The organism is Streptomyces roseifaciens (assembly GCF_001445655.1).
GTDB lineage: Bacteria > Actinomycetota > Actinomycetes > Streptomycetales > Streptomycetaceae > Streptomyces > Streptomyces aureoversilis.
This window is the reverse complement of the sequence record NZ_LNBE01000004.1, coordinates 1,465,858-1,481,433: the sequence shown is the minus strand read 5'-3', so window position 1 is coordinate 1,481,433 and position 15,576 is coordinate 1,465,858. Positions and strand designations below refer to the sequence as shown.

Here is a 15,576-nt window from a genome sequence, read left to right as displayed (position 1 = left end):
GGCCTTCCGCGAGCGGGACGGGCGAGAGGGAGGTGCCAAGGGACCGCCCACCCGCCCCGGGCAAGGGGCGGGTGGGCGGCACGGGGTCAGGCGCGGGCGGCGGTCAGGTGCTCCGCGTGCTCCTGCAGGGAGCGCACGCCCACATCGCCGCGGGTGAGCGCCTCGATGCCCTGGACGGCGGCCGCGAGGGCCTGGACCGTGGTCAGGCACGGGACCGCGCGGGCGACCGCGGCGGTGCGGATCTCGTAGCCGTCGAGGCGGCCGCCGGTGCCGTACGGGGTGTTGACGATCAGGTCGACCTCACCGTCGTGGATGAGCTGGACGATCGTCTTCTCGCCGTTCGGGCCCTCGCCCTCGCTCTGCTTGCGCACGACGGTGGCGTTGATGCCGTTGCGCTTGAGGACCTCGGCGGTGCCGGAGGTGGCCAGCAGCTCGAAGCCGTGGGCGACCAGCTCACGGGCCGGGAAGATCATCGAGCGCTTGTCCCGGTTGGCGACCGACACGAACGCGCGTCCCTTGGTGGGCAGCGCGCCGTAGGCCCCGGCCTGCGACTTGGCGTAGGCGGTGCCGAAGACGGTGTCGATGCCCATGACCTCGCCCGTCGAGCGCATCTCCGGGCCGAGGACGGTGTCCACGCCGCGGCCGGAGGCGTCGCGGAAGCGCGACCACGGCATCACGGCCTCCTTGACGGAGATCGGCGCGTCCAGCGGCAGCGTGCCGCCGTCGCCCTCCTTGGGCAGCATGCCCTCGGCGCGCAGCTCGGCGACGGTCGCGCCCAGCGAGATGCGGGCGGCGGCCTTGGCCAGCGGCACGGCGGTCGCCTTCGAGGTGAAGGGGACCGTGCGGGAGGCGCGCGGGTTGGCCTCCAGGACGTAGAGGATGTCCCCGGCCATGGCGAACTGGATGTTGATCAGGCCGCGCACGCCGACGCCCTTGGCGATGGCCTCGGTGGAGGCCCGCAGGCGCTTGATGTCGTAGCCGCCGAGGGTGATCGGGGGCAGGGCGCAGGCGGAGTCGCCGGAGTGGATGCCGGCCTCCTCGATGTGCTCCATGACGCCGCCGAGGTAGAGCTCGTGGCCGTCGTAGAGCGCGTCGACGTCGATCTCGATGGCGTCGTCGAGGAAGCGGTCGATGAGGACCGGGTGCTCGGAGATCAGGCCCGCGTGGCGCTCCAGGTACTCGCCGAGGGAGGGCTCGTCGTAGACGATCTCCATGCCGCGGCCGCCGAGCACGTAGGACGGGCGGACCATGACCGGGTAGCCGATCTCGGCGGCGATGCCCTTGGCCTCGTCGAAGGAGAAGGCGGTGCCGTACTTGGGGGCGGGCAGGCCGGCCTCGGTCAGCACGCGGCCGAAGGCGCCGCGCTCCTCGGCGAGGTCGATGGCCTCGGGCGAGGTGCCGACGATCGGCACGCCGTTGTCCTTGAGCGCCTGCGCCAGGCCCAGCGGGGTCTGGCCGCCGAGCTGGACGACGACGCCCGCGACGGGGCCGGCCTCCTGCTCGGCATGGACGATCTCCAGGACGTCCTCCAGGGTGAGCGGCTCGAAGTAGAGCCGGTCGGAGGTGTCGTAGTCGGTGGAGACGGTCTCGGGGTTGCAGTTGACCATCACGGTCTCGTAGCCGGCGTCGCTGAGCGCGAAGGAGGCGTGGACGCAGGAGTAGTCGAACTCGATGCCCTGGCCGATGCGGTTCGGGCCCGAGCCCAGGATGATCACCGCGGGCTTCTCGCGGGGCGCGACCTCGGACTCCTCGTCGTAGGAGGAGTAGAAGTACGGGGTCTTCGCCGCGAACTCGGCGGCGCAGGTGTCGACCGTCTTGTAGACCGGGCGGACGCCGAGGGCGTGGCGGACCTCGCGGACGACGTCCTCGCGCAGGCCGCGGATCGCGCCGATCTGGGCGTCGGAGAAGCCGTGCCGCTTGGCCTCGGCCAGCAGCTCGGGCTCCAGCTTCTCGGCGGCGGCCAGCTCGTCCGCGATCTCCTTGATCAGGAAGAGCTGGTCGACGAACCACGGGTCGATCTTCGTGGCGTCGAAGACCTCCTCGGGGGTGGCCCCGGCGCGGATGGCCGCCATGACCGTGTTGATGCGGCCGTCCGTGGGGACGACGGCCTTGGCCAGCAGCTCCGCTGCGCTTTCACCTCCGGCGGCACCGGGCGCCGAGACGAAGTCGAACTGCGAGCCCTTCTTCTCCAGCGAGCGCAGGGCCTTCTGCAGCGCCTCGGTGAAGTTGCGGCCGATGGCCATGGCCTCGCCCACCGACTTCATGGTGGTGGTGAGGGTGGCGTCGGCGGCCGGGAACTTCTCGAACGCGAAGCGGGGCGCCTTGACCACGACGTAGTCGAGCGTGGGCTCGAAGGACGCCGGGGTCTTCTCGGTGATGTCGTTGGGGATCTCGTCCAGCGTGTAGCCGACGGCGAGCCGGGCGGCGATCTTCGCGATCGGGAAGCCGGTGGCCTTGGAGGCGAGCGCGGAGGAGCGCGAGACGCGCGGGTTCATCTCGATGACGATGACCCGGCCGTCGTCGGGGTTGACGGCGAACTGGATGTTGCAGCCGCCGGTGTCGACGCCGACCTCGCGGATGATCGCGATGCCGACGTCCCGCAGGATCTGGTACTCGCGGTCGGTCAGCGTCATCGCCGGGGCGACGGTGATGGAGTCGCCGGTGTGCACGCCCATCGGGTCGAAGTTCTCGATGGAGCAGACGACCACGACGTTGTCGTTCCGGTCGCGCATCAGCTCCAGCTCGTACTCCTTCCAGCCGAGGATGGACTCCTCCAGGAGCACCTCGGTGGTCGGGGAGAGCGTGAGGCCCTGGCCGGCGATGCGGCGCAGCTCGTCCTCGTCGTGCGCGAAGCCGGAGCCGGCGCCGCCCATGGTGAAGGAGGGGCGGACGACGACGGGGTAGCCGCCGAGCTCCTCGACGCCCGCGATGACCTCGTCCATGGTGTGGCAGATGACCGAGCGGGCGGACTCGCCGTGGCCGATCTTGGCGTGGACGGCCTCGACGACGCCCTTGAACAGGTCGCGGTCCTCGCCCTTGTGGATGGCCTCGACGTTGGCGCCGATCAGCTCCACGCCGTACTTCTGCAGCACGCCGTTCTCGTGCATGGAGATCGCGGTGTTGAGCGCGGTCTGGCCGCCGAGGGTGGGCAGGAGGGCGTCGGGGCGCTCCTTGGCGATGATCTTCTCGACGAACTCGGGGGTGATCGGCTCGACGTAGGTGGCGTCGGCGATCTCCGGGTCGGTCATGATCGTGGCCGGGTTGGAGTTGACGAGGACGACCCGCAGGCCCTCGGACTTCAGCACGCGGCAGGCCTGGGTGCCGGAGTAGTCGAACTCCGCGGCCTGGCCGATGACGATCGGGCCGGAGCCGATGACCAGAACGGACTGGATGTCGGTGCGCTTAGGCACGCTGGCCCTCCATCAGGGAGACGAAGCGGTCGAACAGGTACGCGGCGTCGTGCGGTCCTGCAGCTGCCTCGGGGTGGTACTGGACGCTGAATGCCGGCTGGTCGAGCAGCTGGAGGCCTTCCACCACGTTGTCGTTCAGACACACGTGGGAGACCTCCACCCGGCCGTACGGCGTGTCGGTCGCCCGGTCGAGCGGGGCGTCGACGGCGAAGCCGTGGTTGTGCGCGGTGACCTCGACCTTGCCGGTCGTACGGTCCTGCACGGGCTGGTTGATGCCGCGGTGGCCGTACTTCAGCTTGTACGTGCCGAAGCCGAGCGCGCGGCCGAGGATCTGGTTGCCGAAGCAGATGCCGAACAGCGGCGTCCTGCGGGAGAGGACCTCGCGCATGACGGCGACGGGGTGGTCGGCGGTGGCCGGGTCGCCCGGGCCGTTGGAGAAGAACACGCCGTCGGGGTTCACGGCGTAGACGTCCTCGGCGGTGGCCGTGGCAGGCAGCACGTGCACCTCGATGCCGCGCTCGGCCATCCGGTGCGGGGTCATGCCCTTGATGCCCAGGTCGACCGCGGCGACGGTGAACTTCTTCTCACCGATCGCGGGGACCACGTAGGTCTCCTTGGTGGCGACCTCGGCGGAGAGGTCGGCACCCTGCATCTCGGGGGCCTGGCGCACCTCGGCGAGCATCGTGCCCTCGTCGGGCAGGGAGTGCCCGGAGAAGATGCCGACGCGCATGGCGCCGCGCTCGCGCAGGTGGCGGGTGAGGGCGCGGGTGTCGATGCCGCAGATGCCGACGACGCCCTGCTTGGCCAGCTCCTCGTCCAGGGAGCGGCGCGAGCGCCAGTTCGACGGGACGCGGGCGGGGTCGCGCACCACGTAGCCGGCGACCCAGATGCGCGCCGACTCGGGGTCCTCGTCGTTGACGCCGGTGTTGCCGACGTGCGGGGCCGTCATCACGACCACCTGGCGGTGGTACGAGGGGTCGGTCAGGGTCTCCTGGTAACCGGTCATGCCGGTGGAGAACACGGCCTCGCCGAAGGTCTCCCCCACGGCCCCGTAGGCCCGGCCGCGGAAGATCCGGCCGTCCTCCAGGACGAGTACGGCGGGAACCTTGGCGGTCCCCCTAGTGGAGGTCGTCATCGTGCGCCTTCCGTGTCGCTGTTCATGTGGTGCAGGTGGGTGAGGGCCTCGACCCACGCGGCGTGCTCGGCCGCCTGGTCGGAGCGGAAACCGGAATCGATCTCCCGGTCCCCGTGCACCCAGGTGATCACCAGCAGGCCGCCCTCGGTGAGGACCTTGCCGGCGATGCCCTTGTCGAGCCGGGCGCCGCGCACCCGGTCCGCGGGGATGAAGAAGTCCTGGGCGCCGGGGCGCACCGCGGTGACGCCCTGCTCCGTCAGGGTGAGCACGGCCCGGCTGCGGGTGCCGAGGCCGTGCGCGACGATGCGGTCGAGCCACTGGCCGGCCGTGGTGGAGCCGTGGTAGCGGCCCTCCATGGTGAGCGTGGGCTCACCCGCGTCGGCGGGGACGGCGGGCAGCTCGGGCAGGTCGCCCTGGAGCGCGCCGCGCCACTTCCAGCCCTCGCGCATCAGCCAGTAGACGAGCGCGATGAAGAGCAGCAGTCCCACGACCCAGCCGATGCGTGCGGCCCAGTCGGTGACCGCCTGCGACTTCTGCTCGTCCGCCGCCAGATTGATCAAAGGTGTCACGCCAGATTCCCGTCCACGACCGTTGCCCGGCCCCGCAGGAAGGTGTGGGTGACGCGACCCGGCAGCTCGCGGCCCTCGTAGGGGGTGTTGCGGCTGCGGGAGGCGAAGCCCGCGGGGTCCACGACACCACGGTAAGCGGAATCGACCAGGGTGAGGTTGGCGGGCTCACCGGCGGCGATCGGGCGGCCGTGCCCGGCGAGGCTGCCGATGCGGGCGGGCTTGAAGGACATGCGCTCGGCGACGCCGGCCCAGTCCAGCATCCCGGTCTCGACCATCGTGTGCTGGACGACGGACAGCGCGGTCTCCAGGCCCACCATGCCCATGGCGGCCGCGGCCCACTCGCAGTCCTTGTCCTCGTGCGGGTGCGGGGCGTGGTCGGTGGCGACGATGTCGATCGTGCCGTCGGCCAGGGCCTCGCGCAGCGCCATAACGTCGCGCTCGGTGCGCAGCGGCGGGTTCACCTTGTAGACCGGGTTGTACGACCGCACCAGCTCGTCGGTGAGGAGCAGGTGGTGCGGGGTGACCTCGGCCGTGACGTCGATGCCGCGCGACTTGGCCCAGCGGACGATCTCGACCGAGCCGGCCGTGGACAGGTGGCAGATGTGCACCCGGGAGCCGACGTGCTCGGCGAGGAGGACGTCACGGGCGATGACCGACTCCTCGGCGACGGCCGGCCAGCCGCCCAGGCCGAGCTCGGCGGAGACGACGCCCTCGTTCATCTGGGCGCCCTCGGTGAGGCGGGGCTCCTGCGCGTGCTGGGCGATGACGCCGCCGAAGGCCTTCACGTACTCCAGCGCACGGCGCATGATCACGGCGTCGTCGACGCACTTGCCGTCGTCGGAGAAGACGGTGACGCCGGCGGCCGAGTCGTGCATGGCGCCCAGCTCGGAGAGCTGCTTGCCCTCCAGGCCGACGGTGACGGCGCCGATGGGCTGCACGTCGCAGTAGCCGGACTCCTTGCCCAGGCGCCAGACCTGCTCGACGACGCCGGCGGTGTCGGCGACGGGGAAGGTGTTGGCCATGGCGAAGACGGCCGTGTAGCCACCGCTCGCCGCGGCCCGGGTGCCGGTCAGGACCGTCTCGGAGTCCTCGCGGCCGGGCTCGCGCAGGTGGGTGTGGAGGTCGACCAGGCCGGGCAGCAGGATCTTGCCGTCGGCCTCGATCACCTGGGCGCCCTCGGCGCTCAGGCCGGTGCCCACCTCGGCGATGGTCTCGCCGTCGATCAGGACGTCCTGGGACTCACCGCCGAGGACCTTCGCACCGCGGATCAGGATCTTGGTCATTACTTGTTCTCCTCGGTGCGGGCGGTGGTGGTGACGGCGGGCTCGGAGCCGCCGAGCAGCAGGTAGAGGACGGCCATCCGGGTGCTGACGCCGTTGGCGACCTGCTCGACGGCGGTGCAGCGGTCGGAGTCGGCGACCTCGGCGGTGATCTCCATGCCGCGGTTCATCGGGCCGGGGTGCATCACGACGGCGTGCTCGGGCATCTTCGCCATGCGGTCGCCGTCCAGGCCGTAGCGGCGGGCGTACTCGCGCTCGGTCGGGAAGAAGGCGGCGTTCATCCGCTCGCGCTGGACGCGCAGCATCATCACGGCGTCGGACTTCGGCAGCACGGCGTCGAGGTCGTAGGAGACCTCGCAGGGCCAGCTCTCGACGCCGACCGGCACCAGCGTGGGCGGCGCGACGAGGGTGACCTCGGCGCCGAGGGTGGTCAGCAGGTGGACGTTGGAGCGGGCGACGCGGCTGTGCAGCACGTCGCCGACGATCGTGATCCGGCGCCCGGCGAGGTCCTGCCCGATCCCCGCGTCCCGGCCGACCAGGCGGCGGCGCACGGTGAAGGCGTCCAGCAGGGCCTGGGTGGGGTGCTCGTGGGTGCCGTCGCCGGCGTTGACGACGGCACCGTCGATCCAGCCCGAGTTCGCCAGCCGGTAGGGGGCGCCGGAGGCGTGGTGGCGGATGACGACGGCGTCGGCGCCCATCGCCTCCAGGGTCAGGGCGGTGTCCTTGAGGGACTCGCCCTTGGAGACCGAGGAGCCCTTGGCGGAGAAGTTGATGACGTCGGCGGAGAGCCGCTTGGCGGCGGCCTCGAAGGAGATGCGGGTGCGCGTCGAGTCCTCGAAGAAGAGGTTGACGACGGTGCGGCCGCGCAGGGTGGGCAGTTTCTTGATCGGCCGGTCGGCGACCCGGGCCATCTCCTCGGCGGTGTCGAGGATCAGGACGGCGTCGTCGCGGGTGAGGTCGGCGGCCGAGATGAGGTGGCGCTTCATCCGGATGCTCCGTGTGTAGGAGGTGTGCGGGTACGCGGACGGGCGTGCGAGGACGAGTCACGGCCTCGCAGCGGCCTGGTCCGGGAGGGGAGCTCGCTACTGCGCGTCGGCAGGGGTGGCCGCGCGCACGCCGAGCAGGACGCTGTCGCGCCCGTCCTCCTCGGTGAGCTGGACCTTGACCGTCTCCCGCAGCGACGTCGGGAGGTTCTTGCCGACGTAGTCGGCACGGATGGGAAGTTCGCGGTGGCCGCGGTCGACGAGGACCGCGAGCTGGACGGCGCGCGGGCGCCCGATGTCGTTCAGGGCGTCCAGCGCGGCGCGGATCGTACGGCCGGAGAAGAGCACGTCGTCCACGAGGACCACCAGGCGGCCGTCGATGCCCTCGCCGGGGATCTCGGTGCGCGCCAGGGCGCGCGCCGGGCGCAGCCGCAGGTCGTCGCGGTACATGGTGATGTCGAGGGAGCCGACGCGGGTCGCGCTGCCGGTGATCTCTTCGAGCTTGGCGGCCAGCCGGCGGGCGAGGAAGACGCCGCGCGTCGGAATGCCGAGGAGCACCACGTCGTCAGCGCCCTTGGCGCGCTCGACGATCTCGTGGGCGATACGGGTCAGGACCCGTGCGATGTCCGGTGCTTCGAGCACGGGACGGGGGGCGGAGCCCATGGGGCTCGCCTCGGGAATGGCGTCCATACGAAACGGACCTCCTTCTCCGCCTCACGGGACGGACATTAAAGGACGTCGGAATTACTCCCTCACCGTACCAGGCCCGCCATCGGATGCTCCCCGTCACCCCTACTGGAGGACGGTGTGGACCATTCGGCTTGACGAAGTCAGATTACGCTGCGTAACCTCACAGTGAGTTACCAGACACGCGGCAGTCGCAGAAGACGCCGTCGCACGTCGATATAGCGTCCGGGGAGCTTTATGTCCAGCGAATACGCCAAACAGCTCGGGGCCAAGCTCCGCGCCATCCGCACCCAGCAGGGCCTCTCCCTTCACGGCGTGGAGGAGAAGTCCCAGGGCCGCTGGAAGGCCGTCGTAGTGGGTTCGTACGAGCGCGGCGACCGTGCCGTGACCGTGCAGCGCCTGGCCGAGCTGGCCGACTTCTACGGGGTTCCCGTGCAGGAACTGCTGCCCGGCACCACGCCCGGTGGCGCTGCCGAGCCGCCGCCGAAGCTGGTCCTGGACCTTGAGCGCCTGGCCCACGTGCCGGCCGAGAAGGCGGGCCCGCTCCAGCGTTACGCGGCGACCATCCAGAGCCAGCGCGGCGACTACAACGGCAAGGTCCTCTCGATCCGCCAGGACGACCTGCGGACCCTCGCCGTCATCTACGACCAGTCGCCCTCGGTGCTCACCGAGCAGCTGATCAGCTGGGGCGTGCTCGATGCGGATGCGCGCCGCGCGGTCCAGCACGAGGACGCCTGACGGCCGGTCCGGTCATAACAACCGACCACGACAAAACCGCCTGGGGCGGGAAACCTCCGGTTTCCCGCCCCAGGCGGTTCGTCTTTTGGGCGGCGGGCCCGGCTCGCAGGAGCCGGACCGCTTACTTCTCGTCGCGCCGGAGACCCGGCTTGAGCTCCTTGAAGCGGGCGAGCAGACCGTTGACGAAGGACGGCGACTCGTCGGTGGAGAACTCCTTGGCGAGCTGCACCGCCTCGTCGATCGCCACCGCGTCCGGGGTGCCGTCCTCCCAGATCAGCTCGTAGGCACCGAGCCGCACGATGTTCCGGTCCGCGACCGGCATGCGGTCCAGGTCCCAGTCGACCGCGTAGGTCGCGATCAGCTCGTCGATCCGGGCGACGTGCTCGGCGTACCCCTCGACCAGCTGCATCGTGTACTCGGTGACCGGCGGCTGACGGTCGTCGGACCGCGAGTGCCGGATCCAGTCCGCGAGGACGTTCTGCACGGTGATGCCGCGCTGGTCGGCCTCGAAGAGGATCTGGAAGGCGCGCTTACGGGCCTTGCTGCGGGCAGCCACGGTTAGCTGTTCACCCGGCCGAGGTAATCGCCGGTGCGCGTGTCGACCTTGATCTTCTCGCCGGTGGTGACGAAGAGCGGGACCTGGATCTCGTAGCCCGTCTCCAGCTTGGCGGGCTTGGTGCCACCGGTGGAGCGGTCGCCCTGGACGCCCGGGTCGGTGTGCTCGATGACCAGCTCGACGGCGGCCGGCAGCTCGACGTAGAGCACCTCGCCCTCGTGCGTGGCGACGGTGGCCTCGAAGCCCTCGATCAGGAAGTTCGCGGCGTCGCCGACGGCCTTCCGGTCGATCATCAGCTGGTCGTAGTCCTTCATGTCCATGAACACGAAGTACTCGCCGTCCATGTACGAGAACTGCATGTCGCGGCGGTCGACGGTGGCCGTCTCGACCTTCACGCCGGCGTTGAAGGTCTTGTCGACGACCTTGCCGGAGAGCACGTTCTTCAGCTTCGTACGGACGAAGGCGGGGCCCTTGCCGGGCTTGACGTGCTGGAACTCGACGACGGACCAGAGCTGGCCCCCGTCGAGCTTGAGCACCATGCCGTTCTTGAGGTCGTTCGTGGATGCCACGGTTGCGGTATCTCCTGGACTGGTGGAACCAGAAAGTGCGGTGCGCCCGGCTAGAGCGCGAGCAGCTCTTTGGTCGTGATGGTGAGTAGCTCGGGTCCGCCGTCCGCCTCGGGGCGGACGACGAGCGTGTCATCGATCCGGACGCCGCCGCGGCCCGGGAGGTGTACCCCGGGATCTACGGTGACCGGCACGCAAGCGTCCAGTTTACCCATTGCCGAAGGTGTCAGCCGAGGGTCCTCGTCGTTTTCGAGCCCCACGCCGTGTCCGATCCGCGGTCCGACGCGATCACCGTGGCCCGCGGCCTCCAGCACCACCCGTGCGGCGCGGTCCACATCCCGGCAGGGCGTGCCCGGCGCGAGCGCCTCCCGGCCGGCCCGCTGGGCGGCGAACACCTGGTCGTAGAGCTCGATCTGCCAGTCCGCCGGACTGGTGCCGATCACGAAGGTCCGCCCGATCTCGCTGCGGTAGCCGCGGTAGTCCGCGCCGACGCACACGCTCAGGAAGTCGCCCTCCTCCACGCGGCGGTCGCTCGGCAGGTGCCCGGCCAGCCCCGAGTTCGGCCCGGTGCCGACGGAGGTGGGGAAGGCCGGGCCCGTGGCGCCGTGGTCGACCAGCCGCCGCTCCAGCTCCAGCGCGAGGTGCCGCTCGGTGCGCCCGACCAGGATCGACTCCAGGAGCTCCCCCAGGGCCTGGTCGGCGATCTCCGCGGCGATGCGCAGGGAGGAGATCTCCTCGTCGTCCTTGACGAGCCGCTGCTGCTCCACGGCGGGGCCCAGGTCCGTCAGGCGCAGCCGGGGCGCGACGGACTGCAGGGCGCGGTGGCGGGAGACCGTCAGGTGGTGCTCCTCCACGGCCAGCGAGCCGGCCCCGGCGGCCACGGCCCGCTCGGCGCCGGCGACGGCCGGGTCGCCGTCGGCCCCGTCCAGCACGACGACGCGCAGGTCCTCCGCAGGGCGGGTGACGGTGGGGGTGCCGCAGGGGTCGCAGGGGCACAGGAGGACGTCCTGGCCGGGGCACACGAGCAGCGCCGCCCCGGCCGGGGCGGTGCCGGCCAGATAGCGGACGTTGGCGTTCCCGGAGACCAGGGCGGCCTCGCTCCCGGCCGCGTGACAGCGCTCGCGCAGCCGGGCGCGGCGTGCCGCGTACACCTCGGACATGTCTCCGAGCGTACGGCCGGGCTCCGCGGGCGGCCGTCCCAGCGCGTCCGACCGGGCAGCGGCGCCCGCGCCCGCGGAACCGGGCGCCGGGCCCGTCAGCAGCCGGCCGGACTGGCCAGCGAGCGGGCGACGACCTCGTCGAGGAGGCGGGCGGTGGTGGTGACGTCCTGCTGGGAGTTGTCGATGATGGGCAGGCCCGAGCCGTACCAGCCGGCCATCCGGCCGTGGATGCGGGCGACCTCCTCGTCGCCGAGGCGGCGGTTGCCCGTGCGCTCGGCGTTGCGCTCCAGGACGACCTCCAGGCCCGGGAGCAGGACGACGGGCAGCAGGCCGGGGCCCACGTGGCGCTTCCAGCCGCCCAGGCCGACGGCGGGCCGGTCGGGGAAGACGGCGTCGTCGAGGATGCAGGAGATGCCGTTGGCGAGGAAGTTGCGCGCGGCGAAGCCGCAGGTGCGGCGAGCGAGGCGGTACTGCGCCTCGGAGTGGTCGTTCCAGCCGGACTGCGGGTCGGCGAAGCCGGAGCGCACCCACTCGCGGACGTCGTCGAGGCTGATGTGGGCGGTGGGCACGCGGCGGGTGTCCGCCCAGTACCGGGCCACGGTGGTCTTACCGGCGCCGGCCGGGCCGATGAGGAGCACGGCGACGGCGGCGTGGGCGGGATCGACGGGCTGCGCGGCGGGCACGGGGGCGCCCTGCGGAAGCATGAGGTGGCCCGTGGCATCGGCGGGCGGCGGCTGTGGCGGCGCCTGCGGGGGCGGCGAGGCGGGCCAGGCGGGCGGTGGCCCCGCGGCGGGCGGGGCGGCGGGGACCGGCGGTACGGGATGGGACCCCATCGTCGGGTGGCCGCCGAGCCGGCTGTCCGGCCCCTGCCCAGGGGGCGGTGGCAGCGGCGCTCCCACTGCGTGCTGCATCCGGTGGCACTCCGTCTCGTGCGGGCGACTGGCGCGTGGTGAAGGGCCGCGAGGCCGGCCAGGAGGGGAGAGTACCGGAGAGTACCGGGCCCGCCCCCCTTGCCCCGGCCGTCCTGGGGTGAACGGCCGGGGAAGGCGGGAAGTGCCCGAAGTGGGCGGAATCAACCGGGAACTGAGCCGGAAGCCGGCCGGGGCGTCAGCCGGCCGCGGCCGGGAGTTCCTCGGCCAGGGCCCGCAGCGCGAGCCGGTAGGAGCCGATGCCGAAGCCCGCGACCGTGCCGCTGGCGACGGCCGCGATCACGGAGGTGTGACGGAACTCCTCGCGGGCGTACGGGTTGGAGATGTGCACCTCGATGAGCGGCGCGGTGCGCTGGGCCGCCGCGTCGCGCATGGCGTACGAATAGTGCGTGAACGCACCGGGGTTGATCACGACGGGGACCGACCCGTCGGCGGCCTCGTGCAGCCAGCGGACCAGCTCGCCCTCGTCGTTGGTCTCGCGCACCTCGACTGCGAAGCCGAGCTCGCCGCCGAGCCGGGTGCACTCCTCGACCAGGCCCTTGTAGGACGTCGAGCCGTAGACGTCGGGCTCGCGGGAGCCGAGGCGGCCGAGATTGGGGCCGTTCAGCACGAGGACCCGGCGCGCGGCTCCCTCTCGTGCCCCGCTCACGCGGCGATCTCCGCGTGTGCGGCCAGCAGCATCGCCGGGTCGGGGCCCTCCAGGACCGTGGGCTTGGCGAGGCCGTCCAGGACGATGAAGCGCAGCAGGTCGCCGCGGGACTTCTTGTCGACCTTCATGGTCTCCACCAGCTTGGGCCACTGGTCGCCGCGGTAGGTGACCGGAAGGCCCACAGACGTGAGGATCGCCTTGTGGCGGTCGGCCGTCGCGTCGTCGAGGCGGCCGGCGATGCGGCCGAGCTCGGCGGCGAAGACCATGCCCACGGCGACGGCCGCGCCGTGGCGCCAGTTGTAGCGCTCGTTCTTCTCGATGGCGTGGGCGAGGGTGTGGCCGTAGTTGAGGATCTCGCGCCGGCCGGACTCCTTGAGGTCGCCGGAGACGACCTCCGCCTTGACCCGGATCGAGCGCTCGATCAGCTCGGCGGTGTGCGGCCCGGAGGGGGTCCGGGCGGCCTCCGGGTCCGCCTCGATCAGGTCGAGGATGACCGGGTCGGCGATGAAGCCGGCCTTGATGATCTCGGCGAGGCCGCTGACGTAGTCGTTCACCGGCAGCGAATCCAGCGCGGCCAGGTCGCACAGGACACCGGCCGGCGGGTGGAAGGCGCCGACGAGGTTCTTGCCCTCGGCGGTGTTGATGCCGGTCTTGCCGCCGACGGCGGCGTCGACCATGGCCAGCACGGTGGTGGGCACGGCGATCCAGCGCACGCCGCGCAGCCAGGTGGCGGCGACGAAGCCGGCGAGGTCCGTGGTGGCGCCGCCGCCCACGCCGACGATGACGTCGGTGCGGGTGAAGTTGGTCTGGCCCAGCGCCTTCCAGCAGTAGGCCGCGACCTCGACGGTCTTGGACTCCTCCGCGTTGGGCAGCTGGATCGCGATGGCCTCGTAGCCCTGCGCGGCCAGGTCCTGGCGGATGGCCTCGCCCGTCTCGGCGAGGGCCTCGGGGTGGAGCACGGCGACCCGCTTGGCCTTGGTGCCGATGAGGCCGGGCAGCTCGCCCAGCAGCTGTCGCCCGACCAGGACCTCGTACGGGTCGGTGCCCGCGCTGCCGGCGACCTGGATGCGGGTGGGGGCGTCGGTCATGCGTTCCTCACTGCGTGGTGTCCTGTGTTCGGTCCCGCGGAGCCGGCGCCAGGTCCAGGGCCGCCAGCACCGCGTCGGCGACCTCGTCCGGCGTGCGGCCGCCGGTGGCGACGGTGGCCCGGGCGACCTCCGTGTAGAGGGGGCGGCGGGCCTCCATCAGCTCGCGCCAGCGCTGCCGCGGGTTGACCGCGAGCAGCGGGCGCGGGGCGTCGAGGCCGACGCGCCGTACGGCGTCGGCCAGCTCGACGTCGAGGAAGACCACCGGCAGCCCCGCGAGGAGGCCGCGGGTGCCGTCGTCCATGATCGCGCCGCCGCCGAGGGAGAGCACGCCCGCGTGCCCGGCGACGGCGGCGCGCACGGCCTGCCGCTCCAGCTCGCGGAAGTGCGGCTCGCCCTCGTCGATGAAGATCTCCGGAATGGGCTTGCCCGCGGTCTTCTCGATGTCGGCGTCGGTGTCGCGGTAGCCGGTGCCCAGCCGCTGCGCGAGCAGGGCACCGATGGTGGACTTGCCGGCTCCCGGCGGGCCCACCAGCACGACGACGGGCGTGGTCACTTGATGGCCAGGTTCTCGAGGTAGCCCTGGACGTTGCGGCGGGTCTCCGCGACGTTGTCGCCGCCGAACTTCTCCGCCACGGCGTCGGCCAGGACGAGGGCGACCATCGCCTCGGCGACGATGCCGGCGGCCGGGACCGCGCAGACGTCGGAGCGCTGGTGGTGGGCCTGGGCGGCCTCGCCGGTGGTCACGTCGACCGTGCGCAGGGCGCGCGGCACGGTGGCGATCGGCTTCATCGCCGCGCGGACGCGCAGCAGCTCGCCCGTGGACAGACCGCCCTCGGTGCCGCCGGAGCGGCCGGAGGTGCGGCGGATGCCGTCCTCGGTGGAGACGATCTCGTCGTGGGCCTGCGAGCCCGGCACCCGGGCCAGCTCGAAGCCGTCGCCGACCTCGACGCCCTTGATCGCCTGAATGCCCATCAGGGCGGCGGCCAGGCGGGCGTCCAGGCGGCGGTCCCAGTGCACGTGCGAGCCCAGGCCGACGGGAACGCCGTAGGCCAGGACCTCGACGACGCCGCCGAGCGTGTCGCCGTCCTTGTGGGCCTGGTCGATCTCGGCGACCATCGCCTTGCTCGCCGCCTCGTCCAGGCAGCGGACCGGGTCGGCGTCGAGCTTCTCGACGTCCGAGGGCGTGGGGTAGACGCCGAGCGGGGCCTTGGCCGCCGCCAGCTCGATGACGTGCGAGACGATCTCGATGCCCGCCGTCTCCTTCAGGTAGGAGCGGGCGACGGCGCCGAGCGCGACGCGGGCGGCGGTCTCGCGCGCGGAGGCGCGCTCCAGGATCGGACGCGCCTCGTCGATCCCGTACTTCTGCATGCCCGCCAGGTCGGCGTGGCCGGGGCGGGGGCGGGTCAGCGGGGCGTTGCGGGCCATCGACGCCAGCTCCTCCGGGTCCACCGGATCGGCCGCCATGACCTTCTCCCACTTCGGCCACTCGGTGTTGCCCACCATGACCGCGACCGGGGAGCCCATCGTCAGACCGTGGCGCACGCCGCCGAGGAAGGTGACCTCGTCCCGCTCGAACTTCATGCGCGCGCCGCGGCCGTAGCCGAGCCGACGGCGGGCCAGGTGGTCCGCCACCATGTCCGTGGTGATCGGGACACCGGCGGGCAGGCCCTCCAGCGTCGCCACGAGTGCCGGACCATGCGACTCACCGGCAGTCAGCCAGCGCAACCTGCTCAACGGGACTCCTCTTGCTCGCGCGCCTCGGATCTTGCGGCGTCCGGGTGCGCGGCCCCGGCCCGCCACTCCTGATCCTCCCATGCCGCGGGGGC

General features: G+C 72.0%; 15 protein-coding genes. 1 reads left to right on the top strand and 14 read right to left on the bottom strand.

What is annotated here, in order from left to right; genetic code table 11:
* Positions 1 to 86 precede the first annotated feature (86 nt).
* The 6 genes from carB to pyrR all read right to left on the bottom strand — a co-directional run bounded on the left by carB (position 87) and on the right by pyrR (position 8,067).
* Positions 87 to 3,410 (bottom strand): carbamoyl-phosphate synthase large subunit, encoded by a 3,324-nt coding sequence (carB, locus tag AS857_RS23780; protein ID WP_058045299.1) that lies wholly within the window; start codon positions 3,408 to 3,410, stop codon positions 87 to 89.
* Positions 3,403 to 4,545: a glutamine-hydrolyzing carbamoyl-phosphate synthase small subunit gene (gene carA / locus AS857_RS23775; RefSeq protein ID WP_058045298.1), complete on the bottom strand. Its 1,143-nt coding sequence runs from the start codon at positions 4,543 to 4,545 to the stop codon at positions 3,403 to 3,405. The genes carB and carA overlap by 8 nt, the downstream gene beginning before the upstream one ends.
* On the bottom strand, positions 4,542 to 5,114 hold the full coding sequence (locus AS857_RS23770) for a PH-like domain-containing protein (RefSeq protein WP_058045297.1): 573 nt from the start codon (positions 5,112 to 5,114) through the stop codon (positions 4,542 to 4,544). The genes carA and AS857_RS23770 overlap by 4 nt, the downstream gene beginning before the upstream one ends.
* Positions 5,111 to 6,397 carry a dihydroorotase gene (locus AS857_RS23765; RefSeq protein ID WP_058045296.1) on the bottom strand — a complete coding sequence of 429 codons (1,287 nt, stop codon included), beginning with the start codon at positions 6,395 to 6,397 and terminating at the stop codon, positions 5,111 to 5,113. The genes AS857_RS23770 and AS857_RS23765 overlap by 4 nt, the downstream gene beginning before the upstream one ends.
* On the bottom strand, positions 6,397 to 7,380 hold the full coding sequence (locus tag AS857_RS23760) for an aspartate carbamoyltransferase catalytic subunit (RefSeq protein ID WP_058045295.1): 984 nt from the start codon (positions 7,378 to 7,380) through the stop codon (positions 6,397 to 6,399). Before AS857_RS23760 ends, AS857_RS23765 begins: the two co-directional genes overlap by 1 nt.
* 96 nt (positions 7,381 to 7,476) lie before the next feature.
* Positions 7,477 to 8,067, bottom strand: a complete 591-nt coding sequence (pyrR, locus tag AS857_RS23755; protein WP_058045294.1) for a bifunctional pyr operon transcriptional regulator/uracil phosphoribosyltransferase PyrR — start codon at positions 8,065 to 8,067, stop codon at positions 7,477 to 7,479.
* Between the two features lie 234 nt (positions 8,068 to 8,301).
* Here pyrR and bldD point away from each other — a divergent pair, with 234 nt between their 5' ends.
* On the top strand, positions 8,302 to 8,802 hold the full coding sequence (gene bldD, locus AS857_RS23750) for a transcriptional regulator BldD (protein ID WP_004948690.1): 501 nt from the start codon (positions 8,302 to 8,304) through the stop codon (positions 8,800 to 8,802).
* A 121-nt stretch (positions 8,803 to 8,923) separates the two neighbouring features.
* On the opposite strand, the gene nusB is transcribed toward bldD, so the two are convergent.
* The 8 genes from nusB to aroC all read right to left on the bottom strand — a co-directional run bounded on the left by nusB (position 8,924) and on the right by aroC (position 15,484).
* On the bottom strand, positions 8,924 to 9,358 hold the full coding sequence (gene nusB, locus AS857_RS23745; protein WP_058045293.1) for a transcription antitermination factor NusB: 435 nt from the start codon (positions 9,356 to 9,358) through the stop codon (positions 8,924 to 8,926).
* 2 nt (positions 9,359 to 9,360) lie between these two features.
* Positions 9,361 to 9,927 (bottom strand): elongation factor P, encoded by a 567-nt coding sequence (gene efp, locus AS857_RS23740; RefSeq protein WP_058045292.1) that lies wholly within the window; start codon positions 9,925 to 9,927, stop codon positions 9,361 to 9,363.
* Positions 9,928 to 9,977: 50 nt separating this feature from the next.
* On the bottom strand, positions 9,978 to 11,084 hold the full coding sequence (locus tag AS857_RS23735; protein WP_058045291.1) for an aminopeptidase P family protein: 1,107 nt from the start codon (positions 11,082 to 11,084) through the stop codon (positions 9,978 to 9,980).
* 95 nt (positions 11,085 to 11,179) lie between these two features.
* Entirely contained in the window at positions 11,180 to 11,995 is an 816-nt protein-coding gene (locus tag AS857_RS23730) for an AAA family ATPase (protein WP_079110582.1), read from the bottom strand.
* A 196-nt stretch (positions 11,996 to 12,191) separates the two neighbouring features.
* A complete protein-coding gene (aroQ, locus tag AS857_RS23725) occupies positions 12,192 to 12,662 on the bottom strand; it encodes a type II 3-dehydroquinate dehydratase (RefSeq protein WP_058045289.1) in 471 nt (156 codons plus the stop codon).
* On the bottom strand, positions 12,659 to 13,750 hold the full coding sequence (gene aroB, locus AS857_RS23720) for a 3-dehydroquinate synthase (protein WP_058045288.1): 1,092 nt from the start codon (positions 13,748 to 13,750) through the stop codon (positions 12,659 to 12,661). The genes aroQ and aroB overlap by 4 nt, the downstream gene beginning before the upstream one ends.
* A gap of 7 nt (positions 13,751 to 13,757) precedes the next feature.
* Complete coding sequence (locus AS857_RS23715; RefSeq protein ID WP_058045287.1) at positions 13,758 to 14,303, bottom strand: shikimate kinase; 546 nt, start codon at positions 14,301 to 14,303, stop codon at positions 13,758 to 13,760.
* The gene (gene aroC / locus AS857_RS23710) at positions 14,300 to 15,484 is read right to left on the bottom strand and encodes a chorismate synthase (RefSeq protein WP_058045286.1); all 1,185 of its coding nucleotides are present in this window, start codon (positions 15,482 to 15,484) and stop codon (positions 14,300 to 14,302) included. The genes AS857_RS23715 and aroC overlap by 4 nt, the downstream gene beginning before the upstream one ends.
* Between the last annotated feature and the right edge of the window lie 92 nt (positions 15,485 to 15,576).